General features: G+C 71.8%; 6 protein-coding genes. 1 reads left to right on the forward strand and 5 read right to left on the reverse strand.

Going from position 1 to position 18,732, the window contains the following annotated elements; all coding sequences use genetic code 11:
• Nucleotides 1-10 precede the first annotated feature (10 nt).
• From HUT18_RS24425 to HUT18_RS24445, 5 genes are all read right to left on the reverse strand, one after another.
• Nucleotides 11-5,290: a MupA/Atu3671 family FMN-dependent luciferase-like monooxygenase gene (locus HUT18_RS24425; protein ID WP_176102700.1), complete on the reverse strand. Its 5,280-nt coding sequence runs from the start codon at nt 5,288-5,290 to the stop codon at nt 11-13.
• A complete protein-coding gene (locus tag HUT18_RS24430) occupies nt 5,287-8,691 on the reverse strand; it encodes a non-ribosomal peptide synthetase (RefSeq protein WP_176102701.1) in 3,405 nt (1,134 codons plus the stop codon). The genes HUT18_RS24425 and HUT18_RS24430 overlap by 4 nt, the downstream gene beginning before the upstream one ends.
• Nucleotides 8,688-12,134, reverse strand: a complete 3,447-nt coding sequence (locus HUT18_RS24435) for a bifunctional LLM class flavin-dependent oxidoreductase/SDR family oxidoreductase (protein ID WP_176102702.1) — start codon at nt 12,132-12,134, stop codon at nt 8,688-8,690. The genes HUT18_RS24430 and HUT18_RS24435 overlap by 4 nt, the downstream gene beginning before the upstream one ends.
• Nucleotides 12,131-17,293, reverse strand: coding sequence for a type I polyketide synthase (locus HUT18_RS24440; RefSeq protein ID WP_176102703.1), 5,163 nt, complete (start codon nt 17,291-17,293; stop codon nt 12,131-12,133). The genes HUT18_RS24435 and HUT18_RS24440 overlap by 4 nt, the downstream gene beginning before the upstream one ends.
• Nucleotides 17,294-17,553: 260 nt before the next feature.
• Nucleotides 17,554-17,913 (reverse strand): GYD domain-containing protein, encoded by a 360-nt coding sequence (locus tag HUT18_RS24445; protein ID WP_176102704.1) that lies wholly within the window; start codon nt 17,911-17,913, stop codon nt 17,554-17,556.
• Nucleotides 17,914-18,505: 592 nt separating this feature from the next.
• On the opposite strand from HUT18_RS24445, the gene HUT18_RS34360 reads away from it, so the two are divergent.
• The gene (locus tag HUT18_RS34360; protein WP_368661573.1) at nt 18,506-18,580 is read left to right on the forward strand and encodes a putative leader peptide; all 75 of its coding nucleotides are present in this window, start codon (nt 18,506-18,508) and stop codon (nt 18,578-18,580) included.
• The last annotated feature ends 152 nt before the right edge of the window (nt 18,581-18,732 follow it).

Consider the following 18,732-nt stretch of genomic DNA (forward strand, 5'->3'; position numbering starts at 1 on the left):
CCGTCGGCGTTCAGGGAAGGACGAGGTCGCCGAGCTGCTTCGCCAGCTGCTCCACATGCGGCATGGTGAGCATCGTGAGGTGATCGCCCGGGGCCTCGTGTACGTCGATCGGACGGGCGGAGAACCGCCCCCAGCCCCGCGCCGGATCCTCCAGGGTCCAGGCGAGGTCCTCCGGCGGCACGTTGTCCTGGTGGAGGTCGGCCGCGCGGAAGAAGGTCAGGACACCCTCGTAGGGTTCGGCGGGCGAGTAGAGGCTGCGCTGGTCGGCGATGTACGCCCGGATGAAGCCGCGCAGCTGTGTGTCGTCGTCGAATTCCGGCGGCAGCACGCCGTGCCGGGCCAACTCGGCCCGCAGATAGCCGAGTTGCTCGCTCTCCGGCAGGGCGCGCAGGGCCTCGCCCGTGATGTCCAGGTCTCGTTTGAAGATCCGCTCGAAGACGCGGACCAGGGTCTCCAGCCAGGTCGCCTGGTCCCAGTCGTCGGTGTGCTGGGTGCGCTCGGGCAGCGGGGTGGAGGTGTCGAGCAGGCAGACCAGGCCGATCTCCTTGCCGAGTGCGCGCAGCCGATTGGCGAGTTCGATGGCGACGTGTCCGCCGAAGGAGTGCCCGATCAGGTGGTACGGGCCCTCCTGCTGCGCTTGAAGGACCAACGGCAGGTACTGGTCGGCGAGTTCGCCGACCACGGTCTCGGCGTCGATCTCCTCACCGAACAGCGGTTGCAGGCCGTGGAGGGCCAGGCGCTCGGGCAGTCGGCTGGCCAGTTCGTGGAAGTACACCAGGTTGCCGCCCGCGCCGGGCAGCAGGAACACGGGGGTCTCGCCGCCGGGGCGCAGCCGGATCAGCGATTCGCGTGCGTCGCCCGTGCCCTCGTCCAGGGTGCGCGCCATCTCGGCGACGGTCGGGCCGCGGAACAGGGTGGCCAGCGGCAGCCGGTTGCCGAACTGCCGCTCCACTTCGGCCAGGAGCATCACGGCGAGTACGGAGTTGCCGCCCAGTTCGAAGAAGCTGTCGTGGACGCCGATCGAGTGCCGCCCGAGGGTCTCCTCCCAGAGCACCGCGAGCCGCAGTTCGGTCAGGCCGCGCGGGGCGATCCACTCGGTGCCCGTGCGGACGGCGGCCGCGGGCTGTGGCAGCGCGCGCCGGTCGACCTTGCCGTTGGGGGTGTAGGGCAGCTCGGGCAGTTCCTGGAGGAAGGCCGGGACCATGTACGCCGGGAGGCGTTCGGCCAGGTGGGCGCGGAGGGCGGCGGCCGGGACGGTGGCGCCGGGTTCGGCGACGACGTATCCGGCGAGGGCGCGGTCCACGCCGGTGCCGTGCACGGTGGCCGCGGCCTGGGCGACGTCCGGGTGGGAGCGCAACGCCGCCTCGATCTCGCCGAGTTCGATGCGGTGGCCGCGCACCTTGACCTGGTGGTCGGTGCGGCCGATGAACTCCAGGGTGCCGTCGGGCCGGTAGCGGACCAGGTCGCCGGTGTTGTACATCCGCGCGTCCGGTCCGGTGGCGAACGGGTCGGCGGTGAAGCGTTCGGCGGTGAGTTCGGGGCGGCCGAGGTAGCCGCGGGTGACGCCTCGTCCGCCGATGTACAGCTCGCCGGGCACACCGACCGGGACCGGGTTGCGGGCCGAATCGAGCACGTACAGCGAGGTGTTGGCGATCGGGCGGCCGATCAGGGGGCGGCCGTCCGGGTCGACGCGGTGGGTGGTGGACCAGATGGTGGTCTCGGTCGGCCCGTACATGTTCTGGATACGGGCGTCGGTGAGCGAGGTGAGCCGCTCGGCCAGGGCGGCGGGCAGTTCCTCGCCGCCGAGCAGGAGCAGCCGCAGCTCGGCCAGCGCCTCCGGGCCGCCCTCCTCGGCCAGGATCATCGCCGCCTGCGAGGGGGTGCACTGGAGCCGGGTGACCTGGTGCCGCTCGATCAACTCCGAGATGGAATGGGCCTGTTCGGCTCCTCGCGCCCGGTGCAGCTCGCCCGCCTCGGCGAGCAGCGGCAGCGAGGCGAGCACGGTCGCGTCGTCGACGCCGAAGTCGATCAGGCAGCCGACCTCGTCGACGTCCGTGTCCGCGACGGCGTCCAGCATGCCGACGGCCTGCTCGGGGGTGCCGAACAGGGCGGCCCGGTCGTAGTAGCGCTCGAAGGCGTGGTCGAGCAGGGTGTTCAGGTCGTCCTCGGACAGGGCGTTCAGGTCGTCGCCGAGGCCGAGGGTGCGGGCCAGGTTGCCGATCAGGCTGAGCGAGGAGGCGAGGTATTCGCGGAAGGGGCCGCGGACCAGTTCGCGCACGGTCTCCGGGTCGCGGCCGAGGAAGGTGTGCACCATCAGGGTCACATGGCCGCGGCCCTCGTGCCCGGCGGCGGCCCTGGCCTCGCGGTACACCGCGATCTTCTCGGCGAGCTGCTCCAGGTCCTGGCCGAGCAGGTGGGTGAGCAGGTTGCAGCCCGCCGCGCCGGCGGCGCGGAAGGTGTCGGGGCTGCCCGCCGCGGTGACCCACACCGGCAGTTCGGGCTGCACCGGGCGGGGCAGCGGCCGGACCTCGACCGGCTTGCCCACGCCGTTGACGCGCTCCACCGAACCGCCGCGCCACAGCGAGCGGATGGTCTCGATGCCGTCGAGCATGACCTGTTTGCGGTCGGTGTAGTTGCCGGGCTGGAGGACGAAGTCGTCGGCCTGCCAGCCGGAAGCAACGGACAGGCCGACCCGGCCGCCGGAGAGGTTGTCGACGACCGACCACTCCTCCACCACGCGCACCGGGTCGTGCAGCGGCAGGACGACGCTGCCCGCGCGGACGGCGACGCGCTCGGTGACCGCGGCGACGGCGGCGCCGACCACGGACGGGTTCGGGTAGATCCCGCCGAAGGCGTGGAAGTGCCGCTCGGGTGTCCACACCGCCTGGAAGCCGTGGGCGTCGGCGAACTTGGCGCCCTCCATGAGGAGTTGGTAGGTGCCGGGCGTCGCGAGTCCCGTGGTGTCGGTGGCGCTGGAGAAGTAGAACAGGCTCAGCTCGGTGGTGCGGCCCGCCGTGCGGCCGGGGATGCGCGGGGCGTCCGGCTGGAGCACGACGGTGCTGCCGCCGATGAGCGTCCACAGCAGTTCGAGGACGGCGATGTCGAAGGAGACGGTGGTGACGCCGAGCCAGGTGCCGGTGCCGTCCTCGCCGAAGACCTCGGTCATCGCCGCGCAGAAGTTGACCACGTTGCGGTGCTCGACGAGGACACCCTTGGGGCGGCCGGTGGAACCCGAGGTGTAGATGACGTACGCGAGGTCGTCGGGACGTACGGCTGCGGGCGGCTGCCCGTCGCCGAACTCGGCCTGGTCGTCCGCCGGTTGGTCCAGGTCCAGGAGCTGCGTGACCGGCGGGCAGGCGGCGCGCGCGGTGGCGGTCGCGCTGCCGCCGGTAAGCAGCAGCGCGGCCCCGGCGTCGCGCAGGATGAACTCGTTGCGCTCGGCGGGTGCGGACGGGTCGAGCGGGAGGTAGGCGGCGCCCGTCTTCAGTACGGCGAGCAGGGCGACAAGCAATCGCGGGGTGCGGGGCAGGCAGAGCCCGACCAGGCTGCCGGGGCGTGCGCCGCGCGCCCGCAGGCCGGACGCCAACTGCTCGGCGGCCGCGTCGAGTTGGGCATACGTCAGGGTCTCGTCGCCCTGGACCACCGCGGCCCGTTCGCCGTCGGCGCGCACCTGGCGCTCCACCAGCTCGTGCACGGTGGTGTCGGTGACCTCGCGTGCGGTGTCGTTCCAGCCGGTGAGCAGCCGGTCGAGGTCGTCGGCGCCGAGCAGCGGGAGCTGTGAGACGGGGGTCTCGGGTGCGGCGAGGGCGGCGTCCAGGACGGTGCGCCAGTGGCCGAGCCAGCGGCGGGCGGTGGCCGCGTCGAAGAGGTCGGTGGCGTATTCGAGGCTGCCGCGCAGTCCGTCCGGGCCCTCCTCGGCGATGAGGGTGGTGTCGAACTTGGCGGTGCCGGTGTGCACTTCCTCAAGTCCGCTGGAAAGGCCCGGCAGTTCGAGCCGCTCCGCGGAGGCGTTCTGCAGGATGAACATGTGCTGGAACAGCGGGCTGTGGCTGAGCGCGCGCTCCGGCTCCAGGATGTCCACGAGCTGCTCGAAGGGCAGGTCCTGGTGGTCGAAGGCGGCCACACCGGTGGTACGTACCCGCCGCAGCAGCTCGGCGAAGCTGGGCTCGCCCTCCGTCTTCACGCGCAGCACAAGGGTGTTGACGAAGAAGCCGATGAGCGGCTCGACCTCGGGCCTGGCCCGGCCCGCGACCGGTGTGCCGACCGCGAAGTCGTCGGCGCCGCTGAGCCGGGAGAGCACCACGGACCAGGCGGCGAGCAGCACCATGTACGGAGTCGCACCATGCTGGGCCGCCAACTCCCGTACGGCATCCATGACTTCGGTGGGCAGGTGGTAGGTCTCGACGCCGCCCGCGTAGGACTGCTGGGCGGGCCGCGGGCGGTCGCCGGGCAGTTCGAGCAGGCCGGGCAGCCCGTCGAGCTGCTGCCGCCAGAACTCCACGTCCTCGGGCATCTCGCGGGCCGTGAGGTGGGTGCGCTGCCAGGCGGCGTAATCGGCGTACTGGACCGGGAGTTGGGGCAGTTCGGGGGCGGACGCGCCGGAGTCCCCCGCGTACGCGGCGTAGAGCGCGCACAGTTCGCGGTACAGGACGCCGAGCGACCAGCCGTCGGCGCAGATGTGGTGCACCGAGAGCAGCAGGTGGCCGTGGTCGGGGCCGTCGTGGACCAGCGAGGCGCGAAGGAGCGGGCCGCTCGCGAGATCGAAGGGGCGGCGGGCCTCGGCGGAGGCCAGCGCTTCGACGGACTCGCCCTCGGCGAGGGTGAGTTCGGGCAGCGGCACCTCGACGGGGTCGAGGATCTCGGCGACCGGTTCGCCGTCGCCCATCCGGATCACGGTGCGCAGGGCCTCGTGGCGGCGCACGAGTTCGGTCAGGGCGCGGCGCAGCGCGCCGACGGCCCTCTCGTCCAGGGTGCCTTCGAGGGTCACCCGGCCGGACAGTACGTACGCGGCGGCGCCGCTCTCGGGCAGCATCTCGGCCATGACCCACATGCGCTGCTGGCCGTAGGACAGCGGCAGTTCGCGGTCGCGGTCGACGGGCTCGATCGCGGGGCGTTCCTTGGTGCCGCCGCCGAGCAGGGTGATCAGCTCGGCGCGCAGGGCCTTGACGCGGGTGCGCAGGTCGTCGTCGAGGGCGCCGGGCGGGGCGCTGAAGCGGAGCTTTCCGTCCTCGGTCCAGAGCCTGATGTCGCGGGCCCGCAGCTCGGTGAGGAGTTCGACCGGCGTGCTCACAGCTCTCCCTCTTCTCGTGCGTCGTCGTCGGTGGCAGCGGCTCGCGGTGCGGAGACCGCCCAGCCGAGCGTGTCCAGGCTGCGGGCGACGCCCGCCACGGTGGGGTTCTCGAAGATGATCTGGGCGGTGATCTCCACGCCGTGCTCCTCGCTGAGCCGCAGCGCCGCACGGGTGACGCCCAGCGAATGCCCGCCCAGGTCGAAGAAGTTGGCGTCCGCGGCCACCTGTCCGACGCCGAGGATGTCGGCGAAGACCTGGGCCACGGACTTCTCGGTGGGGGTGCTCGGTTCGGCGCCGGAGGCCGCGCCGTCCTCGGGTTCGGGGGTGGGCAGTTGGAGGCGGGCGACCTTGCCCGCGAGGGTGGTGGGCATCGCGTCCAGCCGTACGATCCGGCTCGGCAGCATGTAGTCGGGCAGCGCGCGGGCGCAGTGCTCCCGCAGTGCGGCGGCGTCCGGCAGCCCGGACTCCGCGGCGACCAGCCAGGCCACGAGCTCGCGCCCGGCGCCGATCCGCCGTGGCTCGACGACGGCCTCCGCCACCCCCGGGTGACGCAGCAACACGGCCTCGATCTCGCCGAGTTCGACCCGGAAGCCGCGGATCTTGACCTGGTTGTCCATCCGTCCGACGAAGTCGATCTCGCCGTCGGCCCGGTACCTGGCCAGGTCGCCGGTGCGGTACATCCGCTCCCCCGGCCGGAACGGGTCCGCCACGAAGCGCTCGGCGGTCAGGTCGTCCCGGTGCAGGTATCCGGCGGCCAGACAGTCGCCCGCGACGCAGAGTTCACCGGCGACGCCCTGCGGTACGGGCTCGTCGTGGCGGTCCAGGAGGTAGATCCGGGTGTTGCCGACCGCCCGGCCGATGGGCGGCAGGCTCTCCCACCCGTCCGGGGTGCCGGGCAGGGTGTGCGAGGTGATGACGTGCGACTCGGAGGGCCCGTACTGGTTGTGCAGGGCGGCGCCGGTGCGGGTGAAGAAGGTCCGCAGTTCCTCGGTGACGTGGAGCTGCTCGCCCGCCGTGAACACCTCGCGCAGGCTCTCGGGCCAGCTCTGCTTGGCGTCGGCCACCTCGGCCAGCTGCTGGAGGGCGACGAACGGCAGGAACAGCCGGGTGACGCCGTGCTCTTGGAGGTAGGGCAGCAGGCGCAGCGCGTCGCGCCGAGTGTCCTGGTCGACGAGGACCAGGCTCGCGCCCGCCGCCCAGGTCGCGAAGATCTCCTGCACGCTCACGTCGAAGTTGAGGGCGCTGAACTGGAGCACCCGGTCGTCCTCGGTGAACGGGAAGGTCTCGGCCTGCCAGTCGAGCAGATTGGCGAGCGCGCCGTGCCGCATGGCCACGCCTTTGGGGCGCCCGGTCGAGCCGGAGGTGTAGAGCACGTAGATGAGGTTGTCTCGGCCGGTGACCACCTCGGGCGGCGTCAACTCCTCGCCCGAGGAGTCGAGTTCGTCTAGGAGCAGCACCCGGACACCCTCGGGGGTGTCCAGGGCGCTGTCGCTCAGGACCAGTGGGCAGGACGACTCCTGAAGCATCAGCGTCGTCCGCTCGGCCGGGTGGGTGGGGTCCAGCGGCAGCAGCGCCGCGCCCGCCTTGAGGATCGCGAGCATGGCGACGAGCTGACGGACCGAGCGCGCGGTGTGCAGTCCGACCGGTACGTCCGGTCCGGCGCCCTTCGAACGCAGCGTGTGCGCGAGGCGGTTGGCCCGCTCCTCCAGCTCGGCGTACGTCAGCTCCCGCGTACCGAAGCGGACGGCGACGGCCTCGGGGCGGCGGGCGGCCTGCTCGGTGACGTAGGTGTGCACCGGGCGGTCGAGGTCGACGGGGCGGTCGGTGGCGTTGCGGCCCGCGAGGAGCTCGGTGCGCTGTTCGGCGGTGATCAGCGGGAGGCGGGAGACCGGGGTGCCGGGTTCGCGCAGGGCGGCCGCGGTCAACTCCCGGAAGGAGTCGGCCAGTCGGCGGACGGTGTCCTCGTCGAAGAGGTCGCTCGCGTACTCCAGGGTGCAGACCAGGCTGTCGCCCCGGTCCTCGGCGAACAGGGTCAGGTCGAACTTGGCGGTGCCGTTGTGCACGTCCTCGGCCTCGGCCCGCAGCTCGCCCGGGCTCAGGTCGCTGTGCGGCGACTCGTAGTAGGTGAGCATGTTCTGGAAGACGGGCGCGTGGCTGGCCGAGCGGCGCGGGGCCAGTTCGGCGACGACTTGCTGGAAGGGCACCGCGCGGTACTCGAAGCCCTCCAGGAAGGTGCGCTGGGTGCGGCCGAGCAGCTCGTGGAAGCTGGGCTCGCCCGAGAGGTCGACGCGCAGCGGCAGGGTGCCGACGAAGAAGCCGACCACGGAGGCCGCCTCCGGCCGTTCCCGGTTGCTGACGGGGGTGCCGACCACCACCTCCTCGGCGTGCGCGTGCCGGGCGAGCGCGGCGGCCCAGCAGGAAAGCACCACGGTGTACGCGGTGACGTGCGCGCGCCCGGCGGCCTCCTGGATCAGGGCTGTGGTCGCGGTGTCGAACGTGAAGCGCACGGCGCCGCCCCGGAAGGACTGACGGGCCGGACGCGTCCGGTCGGCGGGCATCTCCAGAAGGACCGGAGCACCCTCCAACTGTTCCTTCCAGTACGAGAGTTGGCGTTCCTCGGTGGCCGGGGACAGGCTCCGGCGCTGCCAGTCGGCGACGTCCGCGTGCTGGACGGACAGCGGCGGCAGCGTGGTCGGCTCGGCCCCGCCCTCGTAGAGCCGGAACAGCTCACGCAGAAGGACGGCGAGGGAGGGCGCGTCGGCGGCGATGTGGTGCACGGAGAGCAACAGGTAGTGGCTCTGCTCGCCGGTCCTGATCAGGGTGGCGCGCAGCAGGCGCCCCTCGGTGAGGTCGAAGGCCTCCCGCGAGGACGCGTGCACCAGCCGTTCCAGTGCCTCTTCCCGCTCGCCCGCGGGAAGTTGGGACAGGTCGCTGCGGCGCACCTCCAGCTCGGCCGGAGGCAGCACGAACGCCCTGACCTCGCCCCCTGGACCGGGCCGGAACGCGGTCCGCAGCGCCTCGTGCCGGCCCGCGAGCAGGCCGAGACAGTCGATGAGCAGGTCGGTGCGCAGCTCTCCGGTGAGGCGGACGCCGCCGCTGAGGACGTACGTCGGCTCGCCGCCTTCGAGCCGGTCGAGCAGCCACAGCGCCTGCTGCCCGTCGGACAGCGGGAAGCCCTCGGTGTCGCGGCCCTCCCTCGGCAGCGGCTTGACCGGCTCGTTCAGGGCGGCCTCGGCCCGCAGATGGGCCAGGAGCCGGGCCTTGCCCGCGCGCAGCCTCTCGCGCAGGTCCGGGGTGAGCGCGCCCTTGGCGGCGGAGACCTTCAACTCCTCGCCCTCGGCGCGGAGCCGGACCCGGGCCTCGGCCAAGTCGTCCAGCAGAGTGGTCAGTTGCTCGGTCACAGCGTGAACTCCTCGACGTGTTCGTCCTCTTCGAGTGCGAGTACCGCGACGAGAAGCTCCAGGACGTGTTCCGTGAGTTCCTCGATGCTCGGCCCCTCCAGGAGGCGGACCATGGGCACCACCACGCCGAGTTCGTTCTTGATGCGGTTGCGCAGGTCCAGCGACATCAGTGAGTCCAGGCCCATCTCGACGATGGGCTGCTGCCGGTCGACCTGCGCGGGCTCGGCGCCGAGAACGCCCGCCAGCCGCTCGGTGAGGTACTCCGCGACGATCGCGGTGCGCTCGTCGGCGTCGGCCTCGGCGCAGCGCTGGAGCAGTTCCGCCGCGCCCTCGTCCCCGGCCTCGGCGAGGAAGGCGCCGAACTGGCCGGTGTGCCGGGCGGTCGGGAAGGCGGCGAACATCTCGGCCCAGTTCAGCCGGGCGACGGTGAGCTGGCTCGGGTCCTGGTCCAGGAACCGGTCGAAGATCTCGGTGGCCTCGGCGGGCGCCATACTGCCGACGCCGACCCGGGCGAGCTGGTCGAGCCCGTCCTCGCGGACGGCCATGCCGACCCGGTTCCAGGGGCCGTAGCCGAGCGCTCCCGCGGCGCTGCCCTCGGCGCGCCGGTGGTGGGCGAGCGAGTCCAGGAAGGCGTTGGCCGCCGCGTAGTTGGCGGCACCGACGCCCACCGGACCGAAGACCGCGGGCAGTGCGGACACAAGGAGGAACAGGCGGGCGTCAGCGAAGACGCGGTGCAGGTTCCAGCCACCGGCGATCTTGGGTGCGGTCACCTCGCGCAGCCGCTCGGTGTCCAGGTCGCCGAGCATGGCGCCCTTGACCACACCGGCCAGGTGGACCAGGCCGACCACGGGCGGCAGGCCCTGTTCGGCGAGCGAGTCGCGCAGGGCGACCAGCTCCTCGTGGCGGGAGACGTCGGCGGTGGCGACGTGCACCCGGGCGCCGAGCGCGGTGAGTTCGTCGATGGCCGCGCGCTGCTCGTCCGTGGTGAGGCCACGGCGTGCGGTCAACACCAGGCTGCGCGCGCCGAGTTCGGTCATCCGGCGGGCGAGCACCAGTCCGAGGTCGCCGAGACCGCCGGTCAGCAGATAGGTGCCGGCCGGGTCGAGACGCGGCAACGGGCTCGCGGGCCGGGCGAGTTCGGGTGCGCGCACCAGACGCGGGGCGAGCAGTGCGGAACCGCGTACGGCGAGCTGGTCCTCGGCGCGCTCGCCGGTGAGGACCTGGACGAGCCGCGCCGGATCGGCCTCGGCAGACGGGTCCAGGTCGAGCAACCCGCCCCACAGATCGGGCTGTTCGGCGGCGGCGACCCGGCCGAGGCCCCACAGCGGCGACTGGAGCACACCGCTGACGCCGACCGGGCTGCCCCCGGCGGGCTGGGCGCCCCGGGTGACCAGCCAGACGCGGCCGCAGCGGGTGGGGTCGTCGAGTTCGAGTGCGCTGCGCAGCAGGGCGAGCGCCGACTCGACGCCCGGGCCCTGGGCGGCCTCGACCTGTGCGGTGTCCAGGTCGGCGGCGCCCGGGGCGTCCAGCGGCCAGAGCAGGGCGATACCGGTCAGCGGCTCGCTGCGGACGGCCGTGAACAGCGCGCGGCGCACCTGGCCGGGCTCGTCGCCCTCGGCCCGCCGGACGATCTCGACCCGGTGGCCGCCCGCGGTCAGCTCGGCGGCGAGGGCCTCCCCGGTGCCGCCCTCGTCCGCGAGGACCAGCCAGCGGCCGGGTTCGGCGTCCTCGGCGGGGGCGGGCGCCGCCACCTCGGTCCAGTCGGTGCGGTAGCACAGAGCGGCACCCGGGTCGACGGAATCCTCCGCCGACTCCACGGTCCGCATCCGCAGGCCCGCCGCCTCGGCGACCGTGCCGTGCTCGTCGAACAGCCTTACATCGGCGCGCAGTTCGCCCTGTGGCTCGCGCTCGGGAGTCCGTACGACATGGGAGTGGACCAGGCCCTCAGGGCGCCGGTGCAGCCGGAGCGTGCCGACCCCGGCGGGCAGCGCGAGGACGCCGCCGCCGGTCAGCGCGCCCGGGGCGAGCGCGCCGAGCAGCAGGAAGGCGTTGTCCAGGAGCGCCGGGTGGTACTCGTAGGCGTCCGCCTCACCGCCGCTGGGCATCCGCAGGGTGCCGAGCACCTCCGACTCCCCCACCCACAGGGACTCCAGGCAGCGCATCCGCGGGCCGTAACCGGCACCGGCGGCGCCGAGCACCTCGAAGAACTCGTCGGCCGGGATCTCGGTGGTGCACCGCTGCCGGATCTCGTCGGGGTCGTCGGTCCAGGCGGGGGCGGGAGCGGCGGGTTCGGCGGCGGGCTCGTGCGTACCGGCGGCCGTACCGTCCGGGGACTGCGCGTACAGCGCCACGGCCTCACGGCGGTCCCGTATCCCGCGCAGCACCTCCGGGTCGTCGGCGGTCAGTTCGCGCAGCTTGTCCAGGGACGGCAGTCCGGCCATGACCTGGTCGACGGGCGGGCCGAAGTCGAGCAGACAGGCCAGTTCGTCCACGCCGATCGCGGCCAGGCGGCGGGCCAGCGGCAGGCTGGACTCCGGCGATCCGATGAGGGAGCGCTCGGCGGCGAACCGCTCGTAGAGGAAGTGGACGAACTGGTTCATCTCCTCTTCGGGCAGCGCCTGGATGTCGACGTCGCCCCGTCCCCGGGAGCTGGCAAGTCCCTTGAGCAGCCCGAGGTTTCCCTTGAGGTACTCGCAGTACGGGTCCCGTGCCGCCTCGATGGCCTGCCCGGCGTCAGCACCGAGGAAGGTGTGCAGCATGACGGTGACCTGACCGGCCTCCGGGTCGAACCCGGCCTGGGCGCGGGCCTTGCGGTAGGTGGTGATGCGTTCGGCGAGGCCCTCGACGCCCTGGTCGAGCAGGTGGGTGAGCAGGTTGACGCCCATCCGTCCGGCCCGGGCGAAGCTCTCCGGCGAACTGGCCGCGGTCATCCACATCGGCAGCTCGGGCTGCACCGGGCGCGGATAGCTACGGACCCGTATCTGCTTGCCGGTGCCGCTGGTGGCGGGGATCTGCTCGCCACGCCACAGGGCGCGCAACTGAGGTACGGCGCGGGCCAGTTCGTCGTTGCGGCCGCTGTAGCGGTCGGGGAAGAAGGCGAAGTCGTCCGGGTTCCAGCCGGAGGCGACCGAGATGCCGACCCGGCCGCCGGACAGGTTGTCGACGACCGACCACTCCTCGGCCACCCGCAGCGGGTTGTGCAGGGGCAGCACCACACTGCCCGCCCGCAGCCCGATCCGGGAGGTCTCCCGGGCCAGGGCGGCCTGGAGCACGGCCGGGTTCGGGTACAGCGACCCGAGCGGGGTGAAGTGCCGCTCGGGCACCCACACACTGTGGAAACCGTGCGCGTCGGCGTACTTGGCGCTGTCGATCAGAAGCCCGTAACGGTCCTCCCCCTCAAGGGAGTTCTCGTAACTGGCGAAGAACATCAGGCTGAGTTTCACGGCGTCTTCTCCCCCTTCTCCCCGTGCTGCCCGTTGCGGTTTCCGGCGCCTTCGGCCCCGCCGGAGCGCACCAGTCGTGCGGCGGCGTGCTGCAGCCAGCCGGAGCCCTCGCTCTCGGCCCGGCTGTGGACGCTGAACGCGAGGGTTCCGCCGGGCTTTCCGTACAGCCCGACCTGGACGATGCGGGCACCGTCCGCGGGCACGCCGAGCACGCTCAGGTACTCGATGTCCTCAAGTACGTACGGCTGTTCGGGCGCGAGCTGCCTGACCGCGGCGAGCGCCATCTCGATGTAGCTGGTGCCGGGCGCGACGACCTGGCCCTGGATGCGGTGGTCGTCGAGCACCTCGGACTGCTGCCGGGCCAGCACCCGCTGCCAGACGTGCCGTTCGGCGTCCTCGGCGAGCTGCGGCAACTTCCGCCCGAGCAACGGGTGTCCGCTGTCTCGGCCACCGAAGTCGGCTGCGGCGCGCGGCAGTTCGTCGGGCAGCCACAGACGGCGGCGGTTGAAGGGATACGTGGGCAGCAAGTGCCCCTTGGCGCGCGGCAGTTCACCGCCGCCGCTCACCGCGCTCCAGTCGACCGGCAGGCCCAGTGCCCACGCGGCTCCCAGCGCCTGGGCGAAGACCAGGCCGCAGGGCCTGCCGCCGCGCAGCGAGGAGACCCAGTCGCCCGGCTCCTCGGTGCCCGCGGCGATCTTCCTGGCCAGCGGGGCGAGCATCGCGTCCGGGCCGAGTTCCAGGCCGGTACGGCAGCCCTCGTCCAGCAGCGTCCGAACGCCGTCGGCGTAGCGCACGGTGCCGCGCAGTTGCTCCACCCAGTACTCGGCGGTGGCCATCCGGGGACCGGCCAGGCGGCCGGTGAGCGAGGACACCAGCGGGACCTGCGGCGCCTTCATGGTGACCTTCTCGGCGGCCCTGCGGAACTCGTCGAGCACCGGGTCCATGAGCGGCGAGTGGAAGGCGTGCGAGGTGCGCATCTCCTTGGACAGATGGCCCTTGGCGGCGAGTTCCTCGGCGGCCTCGGTGACGGCCTCGGCCGTGCCGGACAGGACGATCTCCTGTGCGCCGTTGACCGCGGCCACCGCGAGTTCGCCCGGCCGCCGCTCGACCAGCGGCCGCACCTCCGCCTCGGGGGCGCGCACGGCGCGCATCAGCCCGCCCGGCGGCAGCTCCTGCATCAGCTTCGCGCGGGTGCCGAGCAGGGTGAGCGCGTCGGCCAGGTCGAAGACCCCGGCCAGACAGGCGGCCACGTACTCGCCGACGCTGTGCCCGAACAGATACGTCGGCTCCACGCCGAGCGAGCGCCACAGCGCGGCCAGCGCGTACTCCACGGCGAAGATCGCGGGCTGCGCGAACTCGGTCCGCGCCAGCCTCTCCTCGTCCGCCACGACCTCCAACAGGTCGAAGCCCAGGCGCTGTTGGGCGACCTGCGCGCATGCGTCGAAGGCCTCGCGGTAGGCGGGCCAGGACCGGTAGAGATCCATGCCCATGCCCGCGTGGTGCGAGCCCTGCCCGGTGAACAGGAAGGCCGTGGCCGGTGCGCGGCGCGGTGCGCGCGCGGCGGTACCGCCGTGGGTGCGCCCGGCCGAGGCCTTGCCCTCCGCCGCGAACTTCTCCAGGACACCGCGGGCGTCCTCGGCGGTGGCGGCGGCCACCGCGAGCCGGTGCGGGAAGACGGTGCGGGTGCTGCCGGCCGCGTAGCCGACCTCGGGCAGTGGCAGCTCGCCGCGCGCGAGGAGTTCGGCGTACCGCGCGGCCAACTCCCGTAGCGATGCGGGGCTGTTGGCGGAGAGCGGCAGGACCACGGGAACGTCCGCGTCCGCCGTGCCGTCCGCCCGCGCGGGCTCGGGCGCCGCCTCCAGTACGACATGCGCGTTCGTCCCGCCGAAGCCGAAGGCGCTGACCCCGGCGATCCGCCGCTCGCGCGGCCAGGGCCGTGCCTCGGTGGGGATCTCAAGCGGGGAGTCCAGGTCGGCGATGTGCGGGTTGAGCGCGGTCAGGTGCAGGTTCGGCGGGATGGTGCCGTGCCCGAGCGCGAGGACGGTCTTGATGAACCCGGCGATGCCCGCGGCCGATTCGAGGTGCCCGATGTTGGTCTTGACCGAGCCGAGGCAGACCGGGCCCGCCTCGCCGGTGCGGCCCTCGGTGAGTACGGAGGTCAGCGACTCGTACTCGATGGGGTCGCCGAGGCTGGTGCCGGTGCCGTGCGCCTCCACGTAGCCGATCTCGTCCTGGGCGACCCCCGCCGCCGACCAGGCCGACCTGATGACCTCCTGCTGCGCCTGACCGTGCGGCGCCGTGAGCCCGTTGGACCGGCCGTCCTGATTGACCGCCGAGCCACGGATGACCGCGAGGATCCGGTCGCCGTCGGCCTGCGCGAGCGACAGCGGCTTGAGGACGACGGCGCCGCAGCCCTCACTGCGTACGTAGCCGTCGGCGCGCGCGTCGAAGGCCTTGCAGCGGCCGTCCGCGGCCATCATCTGCGCCTGCGAGAACACCGAGGTCAGCTCGGATCCGAGGATCAGGTTGACGCCCGCGGCCAGCGCCACCTTCGACTCACCGCTGCGCAGCGCCGCGCACGCCTGGTGCAGCGCGACCAGCGAGGACGAACAGGCGGTGTCCACGGCGAGGCTCGGGCCGCGCAGGTCGAGCAGGTACGAGAGGCGGTTGGCGGCGATGCTCAGGGCGTTGCCGGTGCCGTAGTACGCGTCCAGCGCCTGGGGGGCACCGGCGGTCAGCCTGCTGTAGTCGTTGTTGCTGATACCGACGAAGACGCCGGTGTCGCTGCCCGCGAGCGAGGACGGCAGGATCGACGCGTGCTCCAGCGCCTCCCAGGCGACTTCGAGCAGCAGCCGCTGCTGCGGGTCGATGGCGCGGGCCTCCGCCGGGGAGATCCCGAAGAACTCCGGGTCGAATCCGGCCACTTCGCGGAGATAGCCGCCCCAGCGGGTGCTGACGCTGCCGGGGCGCCCCAGCGCGGGGTCGTAGCGCAGCTCGGTGCCCCAGCGCTCGACCGGGATCTCCGCGATCGCGTCCGTGCCGCCGAGCAGCAACTCCCAGAACTGCTCCGGGTTGTCGGCACCCGGGAAGCGGCAGGCGAGGCCGACGACGGCAACCGGCTCGTCGGCGGTGCGTGCGTTGTCGCGGGTGGCCGCCGGTTCCTGGATCCCGGCGAGGTGGCGGGCGACGCCTTCGGCGGTGGGGTGCTGGTAGAGCAGCGGGGCGGGCAGACGGCGGCCGAGGGCACGCTGGAGGACCCCGGAGACGGACACGGCACCGGCCGAATCCAAGCCGTAGGCCGCGAAGTTGGTGCCCGGGTCGATGCTGTCGGCGGGCAGCGAAAGGTGGTCGGCCACGGCCGCCAGGACCTGCCGCAGGAGTTCCTCGTACTGGCCCGGCGGCCCGGCGGCGGTGTCCCGGTCGGCGGCCACCGCAGCCGTACGGTCCCAGGTCGCGACCGCGTTCAACGTGCCGTCCAGGTAACCCTTCTTGGCGGCCCGGCGGGCGATCTTGCCGCTGGAGGTCTTGGGCACGGCGCGGGTGCGCAGCAGCACCAGGGCGTGCAACGGTACGTCGAACTCCTTGGTGAGCGTGCTCGCCACGGCCAGGCCGAGTCGCTGGACCTCGGCGGGGTCCATCGACTCCGCCTCCGCGCGCACCTCCTGCGCGACGACCACACGCTCCTCGCCGTCCAGCTCCACGGAGAACGCGGCGGTGCAGCCCGGCCGGAAGAGACGGTCGACGCCCTCGACGGTCTTCTCGATGTCCTGCGGGTACAGGTTGCGCCCGCGGACGATGATCAGGTCCTTGATACGGCCGGTGATGCCGAGCCCGCCGTCGGCGGTGAGGAAGCCCAGGTCACCGGTGCGCACCCAGGGCAGTTCCGTACCGTCCTCGGCGTCCTGCCCGGCGAGCCGGTTGTGGAAGGTGGCGACGGTCTCCTCGTCGCGCTGCCAGTAGCCCCGGCCCGCGCTGTGCCCGCTCATCCAGACCTCGCCGATGGTGCCCTCGGACACCGGGAGCGCCGTCTGCGGGTCGACGATCAGCAGCTTCTGGTCGTAGTGGACGCGCCCGCAGTCGACCACGGAACGCGCGCCCGGGGTGCCGGGCTCGACCGGCACGACCCGGTCCCGCTCCAGCTCCGCGCCGTCGAGGTGATGCACCCGCGCGCCCTCGCCGGGGGTGCCGCCGGTGACGTAGACGGAGTTCTCGGCCAGCCCGTACGCGGGGTACCAGGAGCCCTCGGCGAAGCCGTGCTCGGCGTAGACGGAGGCGAACCGGTCCAGGGTCTCCGCGCGGATCGGCTCGGCGGCGTTGAGCGCGACCTTCCAACTGCTGAGGTCCAGGCCCGCGCGGTCCTCGGGCCGGGTGCGGCGGACGCAGAGTTCGTACGCGAAGTTCGGCGCGGTGCTGAACGTGCCGCCGTAGTCGCTGATCGCCTTCAGCCAGCGGATGGGCTCCTGGAGGAAGGCCTCCGGGGGCATGTAGACGAGTTCGGTGCCCCAGTACAGCGCCTGCAACAGATTGCCGATCAGGCCCATGTCATGGAACAGCGGCAGCCAGGAGACGTACACCGGACGCTCGGTGTGCCCCATGCCGTGCGCCATCATCGTGCAGTTGTGCAGCAGGTTGGCGTGGGAGAGCATCACGCCCTTGGGGATCCCGGTGGACCCGGAGGTGTACTGCAGGAACGCCAGCTCGCTCCCGGCCGCGTCGACCGGCTGCCAGTCCTCGGCCTCGGCCGCCTCGACGAGGTCGGTGGCCACCCAGTGCGCCTCGGTGTAGTGCTTGCCGGAGAGCATGTCGCACAGCCAGCCGGGGGCGGCGACGACGGTGGCGCCGGAGTCCTTGGCGACCGCGTTGAGCCGGGCGGCGTGCTTGTCCGAACGCGGTGGATAAGCCGGGACGGCGATCATTCCCGCGTAAAGACACCCGTAGAAGGCCGCGGCGAATTCCGGGCCCGACGGGTAGAGCATGAGCACGCGATCGCCGGGAGAACCGACGGTGCGCAGCCGGGCGGCAATGGCCCGCGCCCGCTGATCGAGGTCGGCGTAGGACAGCCTTTCCGTGACGTTCTCGCCGTCGGAAAGAAAGGTGAATGCCGTCTGCCGACCCTGCTCTTCACTCCGCTTCCGAAGCAGATCGACCAGGGTTTCCACGCGCGGATCCGGCAGTACTGCAGGAGAAAGCCTGCTCACGTCTCCCTCTTTCAGAAGAGCCTGCTGCTGCGTTGTCGGTTCTGAGTTCTGAGTTGTGCGTTCTGAGTTGTGCGTTCTGAGTTGTGCGTTCTGAGTTGTGCGTTCTGAGTTGCGAGTTGCGAGTTTTGCGTTCTGGATCTGCGTTCTTGTTATGGAGGTGCATACGAAACTGCCCGGAGCCGCGGGCCAAGTGGCCCGGCGGCTCCGGGCAGCGGGGGGCCTCAGGCCTCGTCGCCGCCGGTCTCGGTCGGCGGGTAGAAGATCGCGGCGGCTTCCTGCGCGCGGGTCAGGGTGCCGACCAGTTCCTCCGTGGTGCACAGCGGAATGAGCTTGCCCTCCAGGAAGGCACCGGTGGAGTAGCCGGTCAGGACGGCGGCGTGGGCGGCCTCGGCGTCCGGGAAGTCGACGACGATCGCGAAGTTGTACTCGATGTCCTTGGTGAACCAGTAGTTCACGATCTTGCCGCCGAGCGCGCTGTAGAACTTGAACGCGTGCTGGTCGCGGACGGCGATTCCGGCAGGGTCCAGGATGATGCCCTTGACGACTTCCTGCGAGTAACGCGCGAGAATCATGAACTGCATGAGTTGGCCCCCTGGGCAATGACTCGAATTGGCATGGGAAACCGCACGGTTGCGACGGCACGAAAGTCAGGAACGTATCCGCCGAAGAGTGCCTACCGGCTGGTAGCCAGTGGGGCTCACTATTCTTCAGCGCCCTGCGGCGAGCAAGCACATGTCCGCTGGCGGTCATTGCGATTGGCCGTATGAGGACACGAAATCAAAAGTGGGTACGGACATTCCGCAATACGGATCACGCCGTACCGCTCGGCCGGATGTGAACGCACGGACCCATGACCGGGAAAGCTCCGGTCCACAAGGCTTCGACCACGCGGTGAGCCGATGTCCGGTTGTCGATGGTCCGCCGGATTGGTACGGGCGGAAGCGGTACCGGCACGAACATCCGTGACGTCACCTTCTGCTCTGACACCTCGCGGTTGACCAGAAGTGACACGTCCCCGCGCGAGGGCGGGAGCAGGGTCCGGTCGGCAGTGCACCACTCCCCCGACCGAGAATTATGAACGCGGCACTTCACCGGTATGTCGGAAAGTTGAGAACACGCAAAGCGTACGCAGCGACATTGACCTGGCCGAAAGTCGCTGCAACTCTCTTGGCCATGAGCACGTACGAGAACCTTGCCGGGCGCCTGCACGTCGATCTGCGACGTACAGCCAGCGCCCTGTGTGCGTGAACTCTTCTGTCGCCCCGCGTGGGTGATCTCTTCCCTCTCCCGGTGCGGGTGAATTCGCCGCGATCATTCTGACGCGGACCCTTTCCCCGCGGGCCCAATCCGCTTGCGCGGAAGCCTTCTTGGCATTCCTCTCCCCCTCTCTTTACGGACTC

It is taken from the genome of Streptomyces sp. NA04227 (genome assembly GCF_013364195.1).
Taxonomy (GTDB): domain Bacteria; phylum Actinomycetota; class Actinomycetes; order Streptomycetales; family Streptomycetaceae; genus Streptomyces.

Excerpts from the sequence above, each read along its gene's own strand:
- HUT18_RS24445 (WP_176102704.1), bottom strand. The coding sequence starts at position 17,913 with ATGCAGTTCATGATTCTCGCGCGTTACTCGCAGGAAGTCGTCAAGGGC.